The sequence below is a fragment of the Lysinibacillus sp. NPDC093190 genome (genome assembly GCF_050280425.1).
Classification (GTDB): Bacteria; Bacillota; Bacilli; order Bacillales_A; family Planococcaceae; genus Lysinibacillus.
Genome location: NZ_JBNNVG010000041.1, coordinates 1 through 20792 on the forward strand (window position 1 = coordinate 1; position 20792 = coordinate 20792).

Sequence of the window (20792 nt, forward strand, 5' to 3'; positions counted from 1 at the left end):
GTTGGCGGACCTTTCAGTGTGTCTTTAGACATGGGCCAGTACCCCAGCGTTTCACGCGTAGAGCAAACCACCAGTTAGACTGGTGGTTCTGATTTTAAGAAGCAACTAGCATAATGGGGTGATGCCATTGATTGAACGTAAATTTAATCTTAAACAACAAGCATTCGCAGACTTGTATATCTAGTTAGGTAATGCAACTCAAGCAGCTATTGAGGCTGGATATAGCAAAAAGTATGCAGCAACTAATACAGACAAATTACTAAAAAATACTAACATTGCCTCCTATATAGAAAATCGCATAAAAGACATTCAATCAAAACGAATAGCAAGCCAGAAAAAGTGTTGGTCATGTTATCTGTGATAGCAGTAGGAAATGTGCCAGTAGTGCTAACATCAACAGCTAAAGAGGATTTAAAAGCATTATTAAAACGACATATCAAAAAGGAATTTTAAAGGTGGAACATAGCGAGAAAGTATGTTCAATGACTGATGGTGAAGCTTTTGGATTATTGATTTCAGTTGTTAAACGTACATTATGATAATATTTGAATTAAAAAGTAATGGCACTATTATATTTTAGTAATAAAATTACTAAGCCCAGGCACTCAATTAATTGTTTGTCTGGGCTTATTTTGTCTATTTATCATTCAGTCTATTTAGCTAAAGTTACTATAACAAATTAGAATTATGATGGCTTAAAAATTAGCATTTTTCAAAGATGAATTAAAATTTATAAAAATTATTTAAAGATTAAAAAGTTTTTCATTACTTTTTTGGTCATTTACCCAATAGATGGGTATAATATGAATAATTAGCTATTAGTCTATTAATAACTTTAATGAATTTTAAAGTATGTATATAAAATAGCACGAAATGAATATATTAATAAAGTAACGAATATTATCTAATTGTTGCGCAAAAAGTCGAATGAGGGTGATAAAGTATGCAGTATATTATTTATTGTGACGAATCAGTTAAGAACGGAGAATACTACAGTAATTTTTATGGTGGCGCATTAGTAAGATCTATTCATTTACAAGAAGTAAAAACAGTTCTGGAAAATAAAATTTCTGAATTGAATATAAATGGTGAAGTAAAGTGGCAAAAGGTAACTGCAAATTATTTAGAGAAATATAAGTCTTTAGTAGATGCGGTCTTCGATCTCATAAAACAAGATAAAATTAAAATTAGAATTATGTTTACACATAATGCCTTTATTCCAGTCGGTTTAACAAAAGAGCAAAGGGATAATGAATACTTTTTATTGTACTATCAATTTTTTAAACATGCATTTGGATTGAAATACTCGAATACAACAGGAGAACCAATTTCTATTTATCCATTCTTTGATCAATTACCTGATACTAAAGAAAAGAATCAAAAATTTAAAGATTATATTTTTAATTTGCAATATCAAGATTTCTTTAAAGATGCAAATTTATTCATCCATAGTAAAGATGACATAGCAGAGGCCGTATCGCATCACCACATTATCCTTCAGTGTTTAGATCTTATTTTAGGTTCTATGGAATTTAGGTTAAATGAAAAACATAAAGCAAAACCAGAAGGTCAAAGAAATCGCGGAAAACGAACAATAGCAAAAGAAAAGTTATACAAACATATAAACGCTCATATAAGAGAAATATATCCTAATTTCAACATAGGGGAATCAACTGGAAAGCAAGATGATATTGAGAATTTATGGAAACATCCATACAGACATTGGAAATTTGCTCCTGGTAATAAAACTGAGAACAAACAATATATATCAAAGCATAAAAAAACGGGCCCCGCCATTCCTACGTGAGTAGCTCACGTAAAACGTAAGCCTTCGAAATGACCAAGCCCTTCTAATTAATTACATTGTAGACTACTTAACTAAATTTAGTCAACATATATGTTGCAAATTTGCAAAAAAACATAGGAGTTTATTGCATTATTAATTAATACAACTTAATCAATAATATGTGCAAAAATAAATAAAAGACCAAGAACACTCAAATATTTTAGATCTTGGTCTTTTTTTATTGTCAAAAATAGAACATTAGTTCTAAAATGTGTACAAATAAATGTTCTGTATAGGGGGAGAAAACATGGCTACTAAAACAAAAGAGAAAGAACCAAAACACTTGGATCGTGATGAGTTTGAATTAAAGGAAATAACTTCGCTTTAAATGGAGTGCTGGAAGAAGGGGCTTGTAAAGTACTTCAGTTTATAAAAAGAAGAATATTTATATGATGTATTAACCAGAATGAATGCTTACACTAAAAACAAGAATGATAAAGATTTCCTCACCCATTCCTGTACACACGCTCGCCGTATTTTTATTAGCCTCAATTTTGCCCCATTTAGCCCCAAAACAATTCGATTTTATGCTTTATTATGCGTAGTTTAAAAATACACGAAAATCACAAAGTATCGATATATCAGTGTTTATTGGTGTTTTTAGATATTGCATGCATTCATTCCACATTAAATGTACTAGAATCCTAAGAAAAGCATGTCCGCCGATTGGAGCTTTACAAGTAAAGCCCAATCGGTGACATGCTTTTTGTTTTTTGAATCATCACCGAAAGTTGGAGATGCCATTTGTTAAAAAGTAAGCTATTTATATAGGTTGATTGGAGCGTAAGCGAAGCGGCTCATTGGACGCCCCCAGGAAAGCGCCCAGTCGGAACGGAAATCAACCCCACGCTATTGTGATTGACCTGTTTTTTAGTGTTCTTGCAAATTATTGTTACTTACTACTGCTTTGTTTCTCCCTCAGACTGTCCTCTCTTTGATTGACGATAAACACGCAGTAAATCAAGTGCAAGCAACAGCACGATAATATAAAAAATAGGACTTTTAAAGGATAGACCTATTTGTGATTCGCCACCAAGTAATGTTAGTACAATCCAAAGACCGACTGTATATACTGTTAAGCCAACATAGGCTTTTTTTGAAAGCTTTTTATATCTACCCTTGTCCATCGTGATTTGTACGATTACAAGAGCTATTAGTATAAGAAGGATGATTTTTTTAGACAGTACCTCAGCTGTTGTAGTGTGTGGAAAGAAATCATTGACGAATAGTAAGGTGAAAAATACAAGAATACAAAAATTTAAAATCGTTGAAAGCCTCATGCAATATCTCCTTAGTTGCCATTATTCCCTTTATTGTAACATGGCTAATAATACTTTAAGAGTTTTATTATTTCAAAAGCCAGCCTTAGAAAATTTAGAAAATGTGAAAAATTACGAAACCTTTTCGAGACAACATCCGTATAGTAGGTAATACAATGAAAAGGGGTGAACAACTTGACGCTATTTGGCTATTCACTCGAGCAAATCTTTTTAGTGGGATTAATATTTGGGGGCCTTGCAACTCTTTTATTTACGTTTTTTAGTGATGCTGTCGAGGGCATTGGAGAGGGGCTACCGATTTTTAATCCAAGTGTCATTCTATCTTTCATTACATTGATGTCAGCAACAGGATTTATTTTAGAAAAATTAGCCTTCTTCCCCAGCGTTTGGAACATTGTTGCTGCTTGTATCATCGGAGCTATTTTAAGTGCACTATTTTATTTATTTGTTCTTGTTCCGCTACGATCGGCCGATGTTTCGTTAGCTTATACAGAAGAATCTCTTGGTGGCCAGCTAGGAAAGGTCATTGTCCCAATTCCGACAAACGGTTTTGGAGAGGTAGTTATTGAAACGACTAGCGGTATGATTTCGAAGCGAGCAACAGGTTTTGATAATGAGGCTATCGATTATGATACGACGGTACTTGTTGTAGAAGTGAAGGAAGGAACACTGTTTGTGAGATCTTATGATAAGAAATTTTTATAAAGGAGCGATATTTATATGTCGATGGAGATTTTAATTGTTATAGGGATTGTAGCCTTTGTTTTAATCGCACTAGTTGCACTGTATGTGACAAAGTATCGTACAGCGGGTCCTGATGAAGCACTGATTGTGACAGGTAGCTATCTTGGCTCAAAAAATGTACATAAAGATGAGTCAGGAAATCGTATAAAAATTATCCGTGGTGGCGGTACATTTGTATTTCCAATTTTTCAGCAGGCACATCCATTAAGCTTATTATCTAGTAAGCTTGATGTGACAACGCCTGAAGTGTATACGGAACAAGGTGTACCCGTTATGGCCGATGGAACAGCTATCATTAAAATTGGTGGTTCCATTTCAGAAATTGCAACGGCAGCGGAGCAATTTTTAGGAAAGCAAAAGGATGAGCGTGAAAATGAGGCGCGTGAAGTGTTAGAAGGTCATTTACGTTCAATCTTAGGTTCAATGACGGTTGAGGAAATTTATAAAAACCGTGATAAATTCTCTCAGGAAGTACAACGTGTTGCATCTCAGGACTTGGCGAAGATGGGTCTGACAATCGTATCCTTTACGATTAAAGATGTACGCGATAAAAATGGCTACTTAGAATCACTTGGTAAGCCACGTATTGCACAGGTTAAACGTGATGCAGATATTGCTACTGCAGATGCTGATAAGGAAACACGTATTAAGCGTGCTGAAGCATCGAAAGAAGCTCAAAAGGCAGAACTTGAACGTGCGACAGAAATTGCAGAAGCAGAAAAAGAAAATCAATTAAAGGTAGCAGAATTCCGTCGAGAGCAGGATATTGCAAAAGCTCGTGCAGACCAAGCGTATGAGCTAGAAACGGCACGTGCAAAGCAGGAAGTAACTGAACAGGAAATGCAAATTCGCATTATCGAACGTCAAAAGCAAATTGAATTAGAAGAAAAAGAGATTTTACGTCGTGAGAAGCAATACGATTCAGAAGTTAAGAAAAAGGCTGATGCTGATCGTTACGCTGTCGAGCAAAATGCAGCGGCAGCCAAAATGCGTGAACTAGCGCAGGCAGATGCGGAGAAATACCGTATCGAATCATTAGCACAAGCGGAAGCAGAGAAAATTCGTTTGGACGGTCTTGCGAAAGCGGATGCTGAGCGTGCAAAAGGGGAAACAGATGCGGATATTATTCGTCTTCGTGGTCTAGCAGAAGCCGAGGCAAAACGTAAAATTGCGGAAGCCTTCGAATACTATGGGCAAGCAGCTGTCCTCGATATGATTGTACGTATGATGCCAGAATATGCGAAAGAACTTGCGAGTCCACTTGGCAATATCGATAAGATTACTGTTGTTGATACTGGCGGTGGAGAAGGAAGTGGCGGTGCCAATAAAGTAACGGCCTACGCAACGAATTTAATGTCAACATTACAGGAATCATTGAAGGAGACTTCAGGGATTGACGTGAAGGAACTAATTGAAAGCTATGCAGGTAAGCATACATTGCGTCCTGAGCTAGAGCAAATAGCAGTAGGCTTAGGAAAGCAAGTACCAGCTACAGCTAATGAAATGCAAGACGAGATAAAAGAAACAGTGGAACAATAATAAAAATAGCCGCCTGATATGATATCGGGTGGCTATTTTTGCTTCTATTTTTCCTTCCACTCACTAGCGAGCATACCGTAAGCAACATGGTCAACATAATGATCATACAGCCATTCTGCTGCACGGATCGTTCCTTCTTTTGTAAAGCCTAGTCGCTCAGGGATGGCACGGCTTTTTTCGTTGCCCACAGCAGCACGAATTTCGACCTTATTGAGCTGTAAATCTTCAAAAGCATATTGTAATAATGCCTGTACGGTCTTTGTCATAATACCATGCCCTTGAGCTCCTTCACTGAGCCAATAGCCTATAACAGCAATTTTATTGCTATGATTTATCGTATTAAAGCCAGCAATGCCTACTATTTCATTTCGAAAAATGGTGACAAGAGAGAGGCTGCTTTTAGCTTCGTGTCCTTTTATACAACCTTCTATATAGGCCGTTGTATCGGCTACTTCTTTTGTAAAATCCAGCCACGGCAACCATTCACGTAAATATGCTCGTGAGGCATCTGTTAAGGCAAAAACGGCATTAGCATCTTCTAATTCGATAGTACGTAAGGATAATTCCGGATTAATTGTAATTTGCAATACTTTTCACCTCTTTATTATTTTAAGGCATCATGCATAAAGCCCTTCATCTCACGACTAAGAACTGTTAACTCCTCAATAATTTCACTAAAATCTTGAACGAGCTGAGCCTGTTCGTTCGTTGCGTCATTGATTTGCCCCATATTTTGCTTAAGGTTATCAAGGTTTCTATTTATATTTCGTAGGGATGCTTCAATGTTTTCAGTGGCGCTTGATGTTTCAAAAGAGAGCTTTCTAACTTCCTGCGCTACAATGTTAAAGCCAGCTCCATGCTGACCCGCACGAGCCGCCTCAATAGATGCATTTAAGCCGAGTAAATTTGTTTGGCGAGAAATGTTTTTTACTTAGCGAAAAATGAATACCTAGATGAAATAGAGTTACAGTCAAATATTAAGCAAATTAAAGATTGGTTCCCGTCATGGGGGTGTAAAGTGCCGTTAGATAAAAAAAGACGTATCTTAGCTATTCTAAATGAGAATTAGTAAATTAGGAAGGTGTTTAGATTGAATAAAGTAGAAGATATAAAAAAAGAGATTGAGCGTCTTAAAAACAAAATGGAAAATGGCGGAGAACTCACTTTTTCAGAGAAATATTTTGTACAAACTATAACCTTTTCTTCGGGCGTTTTAATGAACAGTATGGAGAAAGGTTCAGCGTTTTTCTACAATAAGGGAGTATTAGAGGATTTATTTCCGCTAAGTGAAGAACATGATGGACTTATTATTGAAGGAGAAACTTATGAAATAGCGGGGAAATATTACTCTGAATTAGACGAAGAAGTACAGCAAATGATTGTATCTCGTTCAATCTTAACTTACACAGTAGATATGAAGACTACTACGGAAGAAGAGATTGAGGAGCTATATTATCGCTTGAATGATGGATGCCCTTTAACAGTTCAACAAAAGGCAAAAGCGTTAATGGGTGTTGAATGGTCTGCTCGTTTTAATGAGCTAGGGAACCACCGTTTAATTCATGAAAAAGCTGCATTCTCCGAAACGCAATTATAAACAGAAGGACACATCACAGCTATTATTCAAGGAATGATGATGCAAGATCCGGCATTTGACTATAGAAACGTATCATCAACTATTATCTCTAAATATGCTAGTGGCTTTAAGAGTGACAAAGAAAATAAACTAGCTTTATACGAGAAGGTTGTAACTGCAATGGATTATCTTTCAGAAGTGTTTGCTCAGAAGGAGAAAGTTCTACTGAGAAAAGTCCACTTCCCAATGAAGGTAATTACAGCGAGGCAAGCAGTTGAAAATAAGGTTCCTGTTAACGTATTTGAGGGTTGGGTGACATCGTTCAAAACTGCTTTTAAACCAAAAGACAGTTCCATTATAGAAATCCCAACAAACTACTTTTAAGACATATAAGTGAATGAAGTTGAAAACCTAAAAAGGCTTAGGAGATATTCCTAAGCCTTTTTAGGTTTTCAATGAAAGAAAATGTGCAGAAATAATAAAGTTGTTTAATTTTTAATAAAGTCATTTAAAAAATAATATAGTTGTTTAAAAATCCTTATTCCACGAACGGAGCAGGTTAGTGGAAGCAATAGTAATTAGGTTTGACTGGGAAAATTGTCGATGATATTAAAAAAGACACCGAAGTGTCTTATGTTTTTCAAATTAAGCATACCGATAAATTGAAATTTAATTACTTAACATTATGCTTATCTTGGGAGCGAGGTATTTTATCGGTGAGTGTATGCAAACCATGTAATGCTTGCTGTTAATAATGCTGACGAAATCAAAGCTGTAAGAACACTATATGTTTGCCAAATAAGTATCGTTGACCAATCGAAAGCACAGCACAGTATACCCAGGGCAATCGTAGCGATCAGGAAAATAACTGTTACGATTATTCTCTTTTTTGTCATCGGCTGCCGCTCATTAGTTTTCCTTCTGCGTAATCCTAAGAGAAATAGCAAAACGGCCAATAGGCAAAGAATAATTGTGATAGACGACAAAATAATATCCAGAAGCTGTGTGCCGCTTATTTCATATGACTGAGTTAGATTGCCGTCTAATATATCTTTAACTTTTAGTACCAGGTTTATATTGGTATTTGCGCCGTTGCTCAGCAAGCAGACGGCTGTTCGTTCATTTAGCAGTATGGCTACTTCGGTTCTGAAATTTGGATTGCCCCCAGTGTGTTCTATAATCGTTTGGTCGGCGTTTACCGACCAGCCTGCCGCATAATACATATCGTTGACAGCCGAAACAGACATATCACCCCTATGTGATTTTTCGATAACCGTGTGAAATATTTCGGGTATGTCCTGCACGATACCCATCTGTATGCCCATCCAACGCGCCATATCTTTTGTATTAGAAATGATGTAGCCTGCGGGTTTATTCCCAGCATAATCCGGAACTTTAAATGGAGTTGTCATAAAAAAGGAAGAACGGTAGCCCTGTGCCAACTGTCCAGTGGCTTGAGCATCTTCTTTATAAACATACGTCTGGTGAAGACCTAACGGCTGAAATACCTGTTCCCTCATAAAGTCTTCATAGCTTTGTCGCGACACAATCTCAATAACCAAACCCAATACGTCATAATTAACGGTTCCATAGTTATACTGTTCACCGGGAGGGAACGCCAATTCAGCATCCACGAGCATTTCCACAGTCTTTTGCAACATATCCGGTGTATTGCCTTGTGGAATATTTTGAGTATGCCTAATATTTGTTAGACCACTAGTATGGTGAAGAAAGTTATTTAGTGTAAGGCTTTGCATATCAACAGGTTTCCCTTGATACTTTAACGTAAACCAAGGTAAATATTTTTGGACAGGGTCAGTCATTGAGAGCAGCCCTTGCTCTTCCAACAGCATAATACCCATACCGGTAAAAGCTTTACTGACCGAGGCTAACTCATAGAGTGTATTTTCACTTGCAGACAACCCCTTTTCACGGTCTGCATAACCTGAAGAAAAGTAGAACACTTCATCATCAGCAAGTATTGAGATTGACATTCCCGGCACACCTGATATACGACAGGCATCATCTAGCAACGCTTGTATTGCGGCAGATTTCGAATCTGACAACGCATAACTTTGTGTTGCGAATCCTGAGAATAATATAAATATCGTTAATACAAAAACAATAATCTTTTTCATAAACTCTCCTTTTTGAAAAATTAAAAGAGAATAATATAAATAACCTACTTTTACAACTACTAAACTAAATTTTAATTTATCTTTCTATTCACCTATATAATATCAAGTAATTGTGAAGAGTTACACTTAAATGAGCAGATGCGTTAGTTCAATAAGAAGTAAACAACTTTATTATTCATTTTTTAAGTATTATATAAACAGATGGATGTAATTTGAAACAACTTTAAAGAGCCTTGCTACGTAGAATGTAGTAAGGCTCTTAGCTTTTAATAATCAAAATTCAATAACTTTATTATCATTATACAGAAATGTTATGAATATAGCATTGATTTTATGTATTTAAAAAGATTCTTTTGTTAGCGTTTGGCAGTCCGAAAGAAGTAATCAAAAGAATCTTTTTAGTGAGACAAAAGTGGGAAGCTGTAATTGATACATGCTCTCTCAGCCTATGTTTTCATATTAACAAATGTATTCTAAATTGAAAAATTTTGTTCAGTAGGGTGCAAAGCAGTAGAAAAAAGCTCTCTTTTTGATTTACTAAAAATGTTTTATAATTTTTGAAATTAAACGACCCGCTACGCTATGACATGTAATTTGATTGACTGTTCCCGTGATATACAAATCTTTTTGTGGATAGTAAAAGGCAAAAGCGCCAGATTGTCCCCAATGCCCTATTATTCCATTTTTAAAGGAAAACAACGAGATTGGCTGCTTTGCTATCCCCACACCATAATAAAATTGCCCAGGTAAAAGCAAGACAAAATAAGTGCGTGCGATACACTCAAAATTATTTTGTGCAAATTAATTTTACTTATACATTAAAAGAAGCCGTAAATCATCACACCCTACGGCTTGGAAATGTAAAAGAGGGATAGCGTTGTACAATAACAACGAGGGGGCGATGCAATGCAACAGGTTGCTATTCCCTAATCAATTTATGTAAATTAAGTTGAAAACAATAACAACTATAAAAATGTGTGTAAATGAAGAAAAAAGCAGTCTCCTTAAGAAGAGATGGCTAAAAGGCAAGTTAAAGAATTAGAAAAATACAAAACATTTGAGGGAATGTAAATAAAAAGGGAGGCTGGGACAGAACTCGATTATTTTGAAAAATAGCGAAAATAGATAATAACTTTTTCGCTTCGATGAGTAGAGTGTTCCTTCCTAAATCAAAAAAATGTTAGACCGAAATACAATCGGACTAACATTTTTTCTTTTTGTCCCAGCCTCATAAATAATTATCCTTAAGGAGCGTTAGGCGTAAATAAGTCCATAGGGAGTTTACAGGTCCTCAAGGAATAACAGGTTACTTTCATTTTATGTATTAATTAAAGATCCTATTAGGCGTTGTACTTTATAAAAACAAAGTGAATGATATCTCAGTACTTCTACCTTAAGTGGGATATTGACATAAAAAAGGTCAGATAGGTTAAAAGTATAAACTAACTCAAATCGAAGTTTTTGATAGGTAATTAAAAATAAAGGGTCACTTGAAATGAAAGTGACCCTTGTACAAAAGGTAGAAGAAAGGCTAGACATTTACAACTTGCGATTATAAAAAATTAATCATTAAGTTTGTGTAACTAAATCTACAGCTTCTACTACTAATGGAGTTCCAGCAGAAATTGTACCAGTAACACCGTTAAAAGTTAACTCTGTTGCAGAGATTGTATACGATCCACCTTCCTGCAATACACCGTTGATATAGAAATTATAGTAGCCGTTCGTTGCGGCTGGAAAAGCAGCCGCAGCAGCTCCTGTATCGTCTACAAAGTTAGCGACAGGGATAGTAGTACCATTAGTAACCGCTAAATCTGCTGCTAAGACATCAAAAAATCTTGTCGAAGTCCCAGTGACGTTTACATGAATATTAATAATTGAAAGTGCCATTTTTTCACCTCCTTTCAAGGGGAAAGAGTATATTTTAAGTAGATTTTTACGCCGCGCTCGTTGTGAATCCCAATGATTCTATAATGATTGGAGTTCCAGCGAAAATCGTTGCATTAAATGGGTTAAGGGTTAATGAATCTGGAGTTACCTTATATGCGCCGCCCTCTTGCATTACAGCATTAATGTAAAGATTGACGTAGCCGTTAGGATTAAAAAGTGTAAATTCGGTTACTGGATCGCCATTATCATCTGTAAATAAATTAGCTGGAAGGGTTGCTCCATTTGTTAGATCAATATCTTCTGTAACAATATAGAAATATCTATTTATCGTTGGAATAATTGTTCCGCCAGGGATAACCACTGGAGGAGGTTGAATAGAACATATGTCGACAGCTTTTATACGGGGCCAAAGAACTCGGTTATTTTCACAACAACTGTCACTAATCAATTTTTGTGGGTCCATTTTTTTGTCACCTCCATTCCGTAATATGTTAGTAACCCCGTAAGTTATAGGCGTTTGTTACTTATTAATTGAGAAAACTGTTCATTCACTAATATTCTATGAATTAATGTTGGAAGGTGATTGGTAATATGTCTATTAAAGAGAAATAAATAATATTTTTAATGAAAAGATGGGATTTTTTAAATACCTAAAATCAAAGGAAAGCTATGAAAATAGAATCTTGAAGAAGTACAAGGGAGATAGTACTGAACAATTTGAGTATATTGTTCTGGTGGCTAAGCATTTTTGGAGGTTTTCAAGTAAAGAAAAGTTATAAATATAGCATTGTTTGATGTATTTAAAAAGATTCTTTTGTAGGCGTTCGGTACACCTAAGATATGCATAAAAGAACCTTTTTTGAGTTGCAGGAGAAGGTTTCGACAATAATTTTGAAGTTAAAAAGGAAACAAAAAAAACCCAGTGTAATACTGGGGGGAAAAGAAGAAACCAGAATCATATTTAATTGAATGTTCCATTTTTAGTCCAAATAAATAAATGAATAAAGTAAAAGAAACAGACAAAGAGATAGTTCCAGCTATTGTTTTCAATTAAAAACCACCTTTTTAAGAAATAGTTAAAAATACTGTAGAATCAATCATATTGATTCCTAATATTTGTTAAATACATCATACAATATGGCGCTTAATAAAAGAAACTTTAAAGAGGCTGGGACAAAAAGAAAAAATGTTAGACCGAATGTATTTCGGTCTAACATTTTTTTGATTTAGGAAGGAACACTCTACTCATCGAAGCGAAAAAGTTATTATCTATTTTTGCTATTTTTCAAAATAATCGAGCTCTGTCCCAGCCTCTAAGTAACAAATGAGGGGAGGATGTGACGGTCAACCAACGCCACAACCTTAACCTAATAAGTGCGTGCGAAACACTCAATATTAATTTGTGCAAATTAAGGTTACCTATACATTAAAAAAGCTGCAGCATCATCACACCCTACGGATTGGGAAAATGCAGAAGGCTAATTATGTATGTTATGGAGGGATAGCGTTGTGCAATAACAACTTGGGGCGATGCAATGCAACAGGTTGCCATCTCGAAATAAGTGTATGTACTAGTATTAAAAACATTACAAGTATATGGATAAAATAGAGCCATCTCCTTAGGGGGAAATGGCTAATATGATAAAAAGAGTGAAAAGAAGGAGTTGCTAAGCGAATTTGCTTAACACTATTATATATATGCTGTAATAGCAGGTTTTGTATAGTGGATGACCTAGAAAATCAAATTAAACCTTGACGGGCCATCGGATTTTTAATTTAAAAAGCTCCTTATTAACAATGTGAAACAAATTATAACCAATAGGATTAAAGAAAAAAATATAGTAACAATGCCTCTAACAAGAGTAGTTATATTTTTTACATTCTTCAATGCAAAGTTGGCAAGGATAAAAGTTATTATTGTTGCTACAAGTAAAAAAATCAAGGGATGGAAGTGAAAGTATGATACAAAAAACATTGTAAATTTAGTAGAGTTAATTGTGATAAAGAATAATGTTAGCCAGCATAGAGACAGTAGAAATGACAATAAATTGAGATTTATAACTGTGTGATCCTCTCCTTTTACTTTTAAGTGAATTGAAGATGGAAAAGTGTATGAAGAACTATTAAATTATTGCTGTTCATAGGGAAGACGCCAAGTTAAATTAGTTTAGCTTAATATTACTATTTATATGATTTGATAACTAAGTTTGTACAGTTCATAGCCTTTGGAAATGAAAAAAATATTCAGCTAACGGGTGTGCATGTTGAATAATAAATATAACAACTTTATTTTTCATTGGATATATTATTAATCGATGTAAAGAGCTTTGCTACGTATAAATTGTAGTAAGGCTCTTACCTTTTTGATTAAATATAAATTCTAATCAAAAGAGGGTTGAGTTATAAAACGTAGCAAAAAAGAATTAGATATTGATTATTCAATGGTAAGACGTTGAGTTTCAGGTAAGAGACTACTAAGGAGTAATAGGAAGAGAAATATGACTTATCCTGTCAAAGAAGCTGTTTCTTTTGGGAAGTGCTTTAAATTTTTAAAAGATAAGGAACTACTAAATACTCTACATTTAAACTTATGAATCAGATAAAAAATGATTTTGTTGTTGTAAAGAATCATAGAAATAAGAAATCCGACTTATACAAGGCGAAAAATCTTCTTCACCTGGTCAGATTCAACGTTAAGATGGAACAACAAAAGATATTTCATTTGTAAAGAGTGAGTTAGTGTTCCTCATAATGCTTCTGCTGGTGTTGTTGATTTTTATCATAAAACTATTGAAGATTGTGTAAATGTTTAACCTAAATTAATAGAGCATATCAATAATTTGGTGCACTTAGTTGATAAATAATTTTACTTGGTTAAGTTAACATGTTAAAAAGTTCTATAATTCTAATCAACTTCTAAATGAAGAAATGTCAAAAAATGTGGATGTGGATTACAAAGGTTAAGTAAAAAGGGTAGCTTGGATCGCCATACTTGATTATTCTAATGCATCAACTGATGAAACCAATCTAATCCATAAACCAGTTGCCGATCCTTAATCGGTAATTGGCTTTTTTGCGCCCAACATGTACGAAACATTTTAATGTCATTCAAGTTGTCTTTAATACTTGCTAGGAGACAGTCCAGTCACTAGATCAAAGATAGCATAAAATGACAGGATACGAAGATCAGTATGATTTAATATATAAATAAAAAGTGAGAGCTTTGCTTAGGATAGTTTTAAAAAATTAATTAGTTGGAAGAACCTATCCAGGTGAGTTTGAAGGGGGGCAGAACCAATGAAGTACAAAATTAATGGTATATTCAAAAAAAGGAAGAATAAGATTAGAAACTGTACGGATAATGAATTACTTAAATTAAAAAATGTAGAAATCAAAGGGGGACGGGAAGCTTGTGTTTCAGACAATAAATATAAGAAAAATAGCATAATGGATTATTGTGTGATGTACAGGAAAATCTATTAGCAATGGAATTAGTAGAGTAAAAGTGGTTCTTCTTTACACGTTTCTTTGCGAGTTATGTATTGTGCCACAGTGTAGTCCGACCCAACCCAATTGCTCGCTAGCTGGAGCTTCTTCTTTAGATGCAGCTTCATCCTCACTACATGCAGTTAGTATTAATGTAGACAATACTTCTATATAAATTATTTTCTTCATTGTATAACCTCCTTTAGTATTATCATTTTGGTGAATGTATTATTAATATACAGATAAATGTAATTAGTTATCTTTTTGCTATCTGTACTGGGGTGTTTATTTGTAATAATTATTTCTTCAAAAGTTGTTTTAATTTCCTCAATTGTATAGTAGAGGACAACTTTTGAAGAGCATCGAAATACACAATAATAACCCTAAAAATATTCAGTATAGTATTAGCCCATTTTCCAATACTAAACGTGTTTAAATATTTAGCATAAGAAAGGAGAGGCTATTATTAGTGAGATGTGATTGGAGCCGTTATTTTAGGTGTAGCTAGAGGATTGCAAAATGGTACTCTTCAACAGTTCACAAAAAATATTTCGAACAAATTAAATCTACAGAACGCTCAACAACAAATGAACCAATCACAACTGTAAACAAATAAATCGTCGCAACAGATAAAACAACCTTTACAAAATGTAGACAATAATTTACAAGGAATTCATCAAAATAGTAAGGATAAAATGTTCGATTATAGATCTGATCGAATATTGTTTGGTCTATAGGTTTATCAATTGCTATGGATTTGAGGGAGTCTGGAAAGTTCGACTTCATAGCGATTGGCAATACGTAATAAAGTATTTACACTGTAGTTTCGAATATTTCGTAGTTGCAATCAATTTTTTACTAATAGTTTAAGGGAGTACACGATAACCATTAATTTAGATTTTGCGTTTTTAAGAATAATACAAAGAAGTGTAGATTCATTAGAAGTTTTAAATTCGAGGTGATTAGAAGTGCCCATGTTAGATGTAGAATGTGGCAGCATATATTATCAAGTAAAGGGTGAGGGCACGCCAATTATCTTCATTCACCCTCCATTACTGACAAGCACAAATTTTCTTTATCAATTAGAATATTTATCTAAAAGATATAAAGTGATCACCTTTGATATTAGAGGACATGGTAAAAGTGTTTATTCCAAACAAGCAATCACCTACTCACTCATTGTTAATGATATTGTTAATTTACTGGATTATTTAGGTGTTGAGAAAGTATTTATTTGTGGATATTCAACTGGTGGTTCGATTTTATTAGAATTTCTATTGACTCATCCCAGCAGGGTATTAGGTGGTATCGTAATTAGTGGAATGTCTGAAGTGAAAGATCTTTATTTAAAGCAAAGAATTTCTTTAGCAGTTAGACTAGCAAATAAAAAAGCCATATCTTTTCTTACACTTGCTATTTCATGGGGGAATTCTAAGACACGACAAGTATTTAAGAAACTTTATAAAGATGCATCCTATGGAGACATACGGAATATCCAGCAGTATTACAATTATAGTCTACACTATAATTGTACAAGTCGACTTCATAAGATTAAATCACCTGTTTTACTTGTTTTTGGTACAAAAGACAAAGCATTTCATGAATATGCCCGTTTACTACATGAAAAGTTGCCTAATAATAAATTAGTGTTTTTAGAAAAAGAAAAGCACCAAATTCCGACGAAGGCAGCAGATAAATTAAACGGAAAAATTGTTGAGTTTATCCAGAATCAATACAAAAATTGAGAAAATAACAATGGGTAATGGTTAGCTTCTCAGATTGGATTATCTACTCCGGCAAATTGCAGAGCGTGTTAATCGTTTAAAGGCTTAGGAGTTATTGCTAACCCTTTTTGGAGGTTTTCAATGAAAGAAAAGTTATGAATATAACATTTGTATTATGTATTTAAAAAGATTCTTTTGTTGGCGTTTGGTAGTCCAAATGCTAGAGCACCTACGACTTTACCATTTTCACGGATTGGAAATGAAAAAGCATTGCTGGCAACTCCGTATACATCCTTTGGTATAACGACATCAGCATTTTTTCCATTAAAGGCAATGAAAACATTTTGGTCATTAGCATTTACTTTTTGTCGATCTAGATAGCCTGAATCTACACGTTTGCCAGCTAAATATTTTACAACTGTTTCACTTTCCTTCTCAACGACAGCCACGATTGCTTCTTCCTTTAATGCAAGATGAATATAGGGTGCTGATAGGGCTAAAGCTTCAATAATTTTCATGAAAATTCCTCCAAGTCTGTGCAACGAAAATAGTTTAGTCATCGGAGCTAATATTGCCAATGATTGCTAGATGATTACTTTCACTGTAACACAATAATTGCTAACTCAAAATAGAAATTTATTTGAAGATATGTAATTGCAATCACGGGAAGATTATCAAATAAAATAAGGCACTCAACACTAAAAATAGTGGGCTCATGACATTTGTTAAAATGTATGCCATATATCTTCATTCAGTAGAAGACTCCTTCCTCTGAAGATGATGAAATGAATGTGGATATGGTTCCCTTTCAGTGGGTGTCCTAACACCTACTGAAATAGAGGAACTCAGTTTAAAACGCCACGTCCTGTGGCAACGACTGAGTGACCAACATTGTGCTGCTGACGTAGCGGCAGCAAATGTTTAATCTGTGCGAAAGCGTAGCGACAGCAACAACAAAAGCGGCTCATCGGACGCTCCCGGGAAAGCGCCCAGTCGGAACGGAAATCAACAACACGTTATGGCAATGATTCAAACGTGGCAAATTTGTCTATTTTTTGACAAACAATCGTGAGTTTTGAAGATTATTGTATTAGAATAATAGTAGCATTGGAAGTACGTTAAGGAGAGAGAGAAATGGATTACATTCAAAAGGGGACAAAGGCGTTTCATAAAGCAAACTGGGCTTTATTTTTAGCGGGCTTTATCACCTTCGCCAATTTATATGTATCACAGCCATTATTACCAACATTTGCGAAGGAGTTTCATGTATCACCTGCAGTTGCGAGTTTAACGCTCTCTGTGACAACCTTTGCGTTATCCATCAGTATGATTATTGTGGGATCATTATCAGAGGCATGGGGTAGGAAATCTTTGATGACGATTTCTATTTTTGCGGCATCTATTATTACACTTGCACTCGCTTTTTCTCCTAATTTTGAAATGATATTAGTGTTACGTGTAATACAGGGTGTTGTTTTTGCAGGATTGCCAGCAATTGCGATGGCTTATTTAGGAGAGGAAATGGAGCCCTCTAGTTTAGGTATTGCGATGGGTTTATACATAAGTGGTAATTCGGTAGGCGGGCTTAGTGGCCGAGTTATTATAGGGACATTAACGGATCTTTACAATTGGCAGGTGGGGATGATTGTACTAGGTGTCATCAGTCTTGTGATTAGTGTGTTATTTATCTGGATGCTACCAAACTCCAAACATTTTACAGCACGTCCATTGCAGATAAAATCATTGACGGCATCTCTTTTTCAGCATTTAAAGGACCCATCTATGCTTTGTCTGTTTGGCATTGGCTTTGTATTGATGGGAAGCTTTGTGACTCTATATAACTACATTGGCTTTAAATTAATGGAGCCACCTTATAATTTAAGTGCTACGATTGTTGGTTGGATTTTTGTAATTTACTTAGTAGGAACATTTAGCTCTGCTTGGTTCGGTAGTCTTGCTGATCAATATGGACGTCAAAAGATGTTGTTATTGTCTATTGTGATCATGCTTGCAGGGGCGATTTTAACATTAAATGGGCTACTTAGTTTGAAAATTTTGGGGATTACAATCTTTACATTTGGCTTTTTTGCAGCACACTCGATTGCCAGCGGCTGGGTAAGTAAACGGGCAACTCATGATAAAGCACAAGCCTCTTCTCTCTATTTATTTTTTTATTATTTTGGTTCAAGTGTTGGAGGAACAGTAGGAGGGGTGTTCTGGATGCATTACGGCTGGGGAGGCGTTATTGTAATGATTGCTGTATTTTTAGTCGCTGCATGCTTATTATCCTTTTTGTTAAAGGGGATTATTGCTAAACAACAACGCATTCCAGCAAGGTACTAGAAATAGTATTTTTTTGCTTAGCTTATTTACTTTCTCGTCCGCATCCATAAATATAGCCTTCTTCATTAATTATTATAAAAATGATTTGTCGTAAACTATCTGATAGTATAATGAGTAGACTGGTGATCAAGAGGAGTTGAAAGAATATGTTCGCGCGTTATAAAGGATTTTTTACTGTCTTTGCTTTTTTGGCGATAGCATTTGTTTTGACAGGTTGTGGAGCTGCTAAAGAAAGTGGGCAATCGGAAGGAAATGTGGATTATTCATCAAAAGTGAAGGAAAATCCAATTGTGACAATTACGATGAACAATGATGAAAAAATCGTAATCGAATTAGAACCTTCTACAGCGCCGAATACGGTAGCTAATTTTATTTCGTTAGTTAAAAAAGGTTTTTATGATGGTCTTATTTTCCATCGAGTTGTCCCTGATTTTATGATTCAAGGTGGAGATCCTTCAGGTAATGGTACGGGTGGGCCAGGCTATTCGATAGAAGGTGAGTTTTCATTAAATGGTTTTAAAAATGATTTAAAGCATGAACGCGGTGTCATTTCAATGGCTCGTTCGCGGGATCTGAATTCTGCGGGATCTCAATTTTTCATTATGGTAAATGAAGCATCACATCTTGATGGCGAATATGCTGCCTTTGGAAAAGTAATCGAGGGAATGGAAACAGTAGATGCTATCGCTGCTGCTGAACGAGATGGTGAAAAACCATTAAAAGATCAGCAAATGAAAAAGGTAGAAGTGGATACAAAGGGCTTTGATTATCCAGCCCCAAAGGTACTAAAATAACAGTTGTGAAAATCTGAAGTACAATACGAAACAAAGAAGCATGAGAGATTAATGATGATTTCCCATGCTTTTTTGTGTTTAACCCATAATATTGTAGCCTGCATCGATGTAAATCGTTTCGCCTGTCACACCGCGTGATAAGTGAGAAAGCATCACGATTGTCATATCTGCTACTTCGTCTTGTTGAACATTACGTTTTAATGGAGCTGTTTCTTCAATTTTGTGTAAAATTGTATTGAAGGAAGGAACTCCTTTTGCAGCAAGTGTACGAATCGCTCCAGCTGAGATAGCATTAACGCGAATATTATCTTTACCAACATCTGCAGCAAGATAGCGCATAGATGCCTCTAATGCAGCTTTCGCTACACCCATAACGTTGTAGCCATCAAGTACGCGCTCAGCTCCTAAGTAACTCATTGTTACGATAGAACCGCCTTCAGTCATATAAGGATGTGCGGCCTTTGCTGCTGAAATAAGAGAATAGGCGCTAGTATCTTGTGCAAATGCATAGCCATCACGAGTTGTATCTAAGAAGCGATTGTGTAAATCTTCTGCATTGGCAAAGGCTACTGAATGCACGATGCCATGGATAACGCCTACTTTTGTACCGATTTCATCGAAAGCTGCTTTTGTGCTCTCGTCGCTGTTGACATCACATTGTACGATCAGTGAGTCAGATTGTCCGATATTTTCTAATTGCTTTTGTAATTTTTTTAATGAACGTTCTTGGCGATATGTGAAAATAACATTTGCACCTACGTCAAATAAACGTTTTGCGATACCCCAAGCAATACTTCGATCGTTTGCCACACCCATAACGACAATATTCTTATCTTTTAATTGTAATAAATTATCCATCACCTATAAGAACCCCTTTATGAAATAATATCTGTTATTAGTACCAACTACTAAAATCTTATCATACATAAAAAATGGTTGCAATAACAAGATGAAAAGAGTGACAAACTTTACGTTGGAAAGTACAAAAAAATTCATCTCTGCTATGTTAGAGACGAATCCAGTAGATGTTATTTAATTGGTTCAACCAAATTATGTATATCCCGGGGGAAATTATCCATGCAATCTAACGTTGGCGTTTGTAACGAGGGAATCAAATAAAGGCACCCAGTCAAGGATGCCTTTAAAGATACTAATGAAGTATAAAAACTACTCGAATTTTAATGAGTCGCCATCAAAAGTTTCATCTGCTACTTTGATTGAGTCAGTTGGACATCCTTCGAAAGCATCTTGCATGTCTTCTAGTAGATCTTCTGGAACTTCAGCAGTTCCCATGTTATCATCTAAAATAACGAAGGCAATACCTTCATCATCATAATCATAAATATCTGGTGCTGCGGCTCCGCAAGCGCCACAAGCGATGCATGTATCTTTATCAACAATTGTGAATTTAGCCATTTTTCATTCTCTCCTT

At 35.2% G+C, this 20792-nt stretch carries 19 protein-coding genes and 1 pseudogene; 10 read left to right on the forward strand and 10 right to left on the reverse strand.

Annotated elements, in window-relative coordinates; all coding sequences use genetic code 11:
* Positions 1-199: 199 nt before the first annotated feature.
* Positions 200-361, forward strand: a pseudogene (locus ACQKOF_RS22530) (terminase small subunit); the annotation flags it as partial.
* Between the two features lie 582 nt (positions 362-943).
* On the forward strand, positions 944-1807 hold the full coding sequence (locus ACQKOF_RS22535; RefSeq protein WP_427562011.1) for a DUF3800 domain-containing protein: 864 nt from the start codon (positions 944-946) through the stop codon (positions 1805-1807).
* Between the two features lie 938 nt (positions 1808-2745).
* On the opposite strand, the gene ACQKOF_RS22540 is transcribed toward ACQKOF_RS22535, so the two are convergent.
* Complete coding sequence (locus tag ACQKOF_RS22540; RefSeq protein ID WP_427562015.1) at positions 2746-3126, reverse strand: hypothetical protein; 381 nt, start codon at positions 3124-3126, stop codon at positions 2746-2748.
* Positions 3127-3300: 174 nt separating this feature from the next.
* On the opposite strand from ACQKOF_RS22540, the gene ACQKOF_RS22545 reads away from it, so the two are divergent.
* Both ACQKOF_RS22545 and ACQKOF_RS22550 read left to right on the forward strand, forming a co-directional pair.
* On the forward strand, positions 3301-3831 hold the full coding sequence (locus ACQKOF_RS22545) for an NfeD family protein (RefSeq protein WP_337991033.1): 531 nt from the start codon (positions 3301-3303) through the stop codon (positions 3829-3831).
* 15 nt (positions 3832-3846) lie between these two features.
* Positions 3847-5409 carry an SPFH domain-containing protein gene (locus ACQKOF_RS22550; RefSeq protein ID WP_427562018.1) on the forward strand — a complete coding sequence of 521 codons (1563 nt, stop codon included), beginning with the start codon at positions 3847-3849 and terminating at the stop codon, positions 5407-5409.
* 44 nt (positions 5410-5453) lie between these two features.
* Here ACQKOF_RS22550 and ACQKOF_RS22555 read toward each other — a convergent pair whose 3' ends face one another.
* Complete coding sequence (locus tag ACQKOF_RS22555; RefSeq protein WP_427562021.1) at positions 5454-5996, reverse strand: GNAT family N-acetyltransferase; 543 nt, start codon at positions 5994-5996, stop codon at positions 5454-5456.
* A gap of 17 nt (positions 5997-6013) precedes the next feature.
* Entirely contained in the window at positions 6014-6331 is a 318-nt protein-coding gene (locus tag ACQKOF_RS22560) for a methyl-accepting chemotaxis protein (protein ID WP_427562098.1), read from the reverse strand.
* Positions 6332-6499: 168 nt separating this feature from the next.
* On the opposite strand from ACQKOF_RS22560, the gene ACQKOF_RS22565 reads away from it, so the two are divergent.
* Positions 6500-7006 (forward strand): hypothetical protein, encoded by a 507-nt coding sequence (locus tag ACQKOF_RS22565; protein ID WP_427562024.1) that lies wholly within the window; start codon positions 6500-6502, stop codon positions 7004-7006.
* 36 nt (positions 7007-7042) lie between these two features.
* Positions 7043-7369 (forward strand): hypothetical protein, encoded by a 327-nt coding sequence (locus tag ACQKOF_RS22570; RefSeq protein WP_427562027.1) that lies wholly within the window; start codon positions 7043-7045, stop codon positions 7367-7369.
* A gap of 326 nt (positions 7370-7695) precedes the next feature.
* Here the strand turns inward: ACQKOF_RS22570 and ACQKOF_RS22575 are convergent, their stop codons facing one another.
* The 3 genes from ACQKOF_RS22575 to ACQKOF_RS22585 form a co-directional block, all read right to left on the reverse strand.
* A complete protein-coding gene (locus tag ACQKOF_RS22575; protein ID WP_427562030.1) occupies positions 7696-9123 on the reverse strand; it encodes a serine hydrolase domain-containing protein in 1428 nt (475 codons plus the stop codon).
* Positions 9124-10692: 1569 nt separating this feature from the next.
* Complete coding sequence (locus tag ACQKOF_RS22580) at positions 10693-11013, reverse strand: DUF4183 domain-containing protein (protein WP_427562033.1); 321 nt, start codon at positions 11011-11013, stop codon at positions 10693-10695.
* 46 nt (positions 11014-11059) lie between these two features.
* Positions 11060-11476, reverse strand: a complete 417-nt coding sequence (locus ACQKOF_RS22585; protein WP_427562036.1) for a DUF4183 domain-containing protein — start codon at positions 11474-11476, stop codon at positions 11060-11062.
* A gap of 2834 nt (positions 11477-14310) precedes the next feature.
* Between ACQKOF_RS22585 and ACQKOF_RS22590 the strand changes: the two genes are divergently transcribed.
* Positions 14311-14496: a hypothetical protein gene (locus ACQKOF_RS22590; RefSeq protein ID WP_427562039.1), complete on the forward strand. Its 186-nt coding sequence runs from the start codon at positions 14311-14313 to the stop codon at positions 14494-14496.
* 33 nt (positions 14497-14529) lie between these two features.
* On the opposite strand, the gene ACQKOF_RS22595 is transcribed toward ACQKOF_RS22590, so the two are convergent.
* Positions 14530-14688 carry a hypothetical protein gene (locus tag ACQKOF_RS22595; RefSeq protein ID WP_427562042.1) on the reverse strand — a complete coding sequence of 53 codons (159 nt, stop codon included), beginning with the start codon at positions 14686-14688 and terminating at the stop codon, positions 14530-14532.
* A gap of 779 nt (positions 14689-15467) precedes the next feature.
* On the opposite strand from ACQKOF_RS22595, the gene ACQKOF_RS22600 reads away from it, so the two are divergent.
* A complete protein-coding gene (locus ACQKOF_RS22600; RefSeq protein ID WP_427562045.1) occupies positions 15468-16244 on the forward strand; it encodes an alpha/beta fold hydrolase in 777 nt (258 codons plus the stop codon).
* A gap of 152 nt (positions 16245-16396) precedes the next feature.
* On the opposite strand, the gene ACQKOF_RS22605 is transcribed toward ACQKOF_RS22600, so the two are convergent.
* Positions 16397-16741, reverse strand: coding sequence for a hypothetical protein (locus ACQKOF_RS22605; RefSeq protein WP_427562048.1), 345 nt, complete (start codon positions 16739-16741; stop codon positions 16397-16399).
* 616 nt (positions 16742-17357) lie between these two features.
* Here ACQKOF_RS22605 and ACQKOF_RS22610 point away from each other — a divergent pair.
* Both ACQKOF_RS22610 and ACQKOF_RS22615 read left to right on the forward strand, forming a co-directional pair.
* On the forward strand, positions 17358-18566 hold the full coding sequence (locus tag ACQKOF_RS22610) for an MFS transporter (RefSeq protein ID WP_427562051.1): 1209 nt from the start codon (positions 17358-17360) through the stop codon (positions 18564-18566).
* Positions 18567-18712: 146 nt separating this feature from the next.
* Positions 18713-19360: a peptidylprolyl isomerase gene (locus ACQKOF_RS22615; RefSeq protein WP_427562054.1), complete on the forward strand. Its 648-nt coding sequence runs from the start codon at positions 18713-18715 to the stop codon at positions 19358-19360.
* A gap of 78 nt (positions 19361-19438) precedes the next feature.
* Here the strand turns inward: ACQKOF_RS22615 and ACQKOF_RS22620 are convergent, their stop codons facing one another.
* Together ACQKOF_RS22620 and ACQKOF_RS22625 are read right to left on the reverse strand one after the other, a co-directional pair.
* Positions 19439-20218: an enoyl-ACP reductase FabI gene (locus ACQKOF_RS22620; RefSeq protein WP_053482784.1), complete on the reverse strand. Its 780-nt coding sequence runs from the start codon at positions 20216-20218 to the stop codon at positions 19439-19441.
* A gap of 309 nt (positions 20219-20527) precedes the next feature.
* Positions 20528-20776 (reverse strand): ferredoxin, encoded by a 249-nt coding sequence (locus ACQKOF_RS22625; RefSeq protein WP_053482601.1) that lies wholly within the window; start codon positions 20774-20776, stop codon positions 20528-20530.
* Positions 20777-20792 lie beyond the last annotated feature (16 nt).

What these genes read in the sequence shown, in the direction of transcription:
- ACQKOF_RS22580 (WP_427562033.1), bottom strand. Translation starts at nt 11,013, where the DNA reads ATGGCACTTTCAATTATTAATATTCATGTAAACGTCACTGGGACTTCG.
- ACQKOF_RS22575 (WP_427562030.1), bottom strand. Translation starts at nt 9,123, where the DNA reads ATGAAAAAGATTATTGTTTTTGTATTAACGATATTTATATTATTCTCA.
- ACQKOF_RS22585 (WP_427562036.1), bottom strand. Translation starts at nt 11,476, where the DNA reads ATGGACCCACAAAAATTGATTAGTGACAGTTGTTGTGAAAATAACCGA.
- ACQKOF_RS22590 (WP_427562039.1), top strand. Translation starts at nt 14,311, where the DNA reads ATGAAGTACAAAATTAATGGTATATTCAAAAAAAGGAAGAATAAGATT.
- ACQKOF_RS22595 (WP_427562042.1), bottom strand. Translation starts at nt 14,688, where the DNA reads ATGAAGAAAATAATTTATATAGAAGTATTGTCTACATTAATACTAACT.
- ACQKOF_RS22570 (WP_427562027.1), top strand. Translation starts at nt 7,043, where the DNA reads ATGATGCAAGATCCGGCATTTGACTATAGAAACGTATCATCAACTATT.
- ACQKOF_RS22540 (WP_427562015.1), bottom strand. Translation starts at nt 3,126, where the DNA reads ATGAGGCTTTCAACGATTTTAAATTTTTGTATTCTTGTATTTTTCACC.
- ACQKOF_RS22625 (WP_053482601.1), bottom strand. Translation starts at nt 20,776, where the DNA reads ATGGCTAAATTCACAATTGTTGATAAAGATACATGCATCGCTTGTGGC.
- ACQKOF_RS22535 (WP_427562011.1), top strand. Translation starts at nt 944, where the DNA reads ATGCAGTATATTATTTATTGTGACGAATCAGTTAAGAACGGAGAATAC.
- ACQKOF_RS22615 (WP_427562054.1), top strand. Translation starts at nt 18,713, where the DNA reads ATGTTCGCGCGTTATAAAGGATTTTTTACTGTCTTTGCTTTTTTGGCG.
- ACQKOF_RS22610 (WP_427562051.1), top strand. Translation starts at nt 17,358, where the DNA reads ATGGATTACATTCAAAAGGGGACAAAGGCGTTTCATAAAGCAAACTGG.
- ACQKOF_RS22620 (WP_053482784.1), bottom strand. Translation starts at nt 20,218, where the DNA reads ATGGATAATTTATTACAATTAAAAGATAAGAATATTGTCGTTATGGGT.
- ACQKOF_RS22605 (WP_427562048.1), bottom strand. Translation starts at nt 16,741, where the DNA reads ATGAAAATTATTGAAGCTTTAGCCCTATCAGCACCCTATATTCATCTT.
- ACQKOF_RS22550 (WP_427562018.1), top strand. Translation starts at nt 3,847, where the DNA reads ATGTCGATGGAGATTTTAATTGTTATAGGGATTGTAGCCTTTGTTTTA.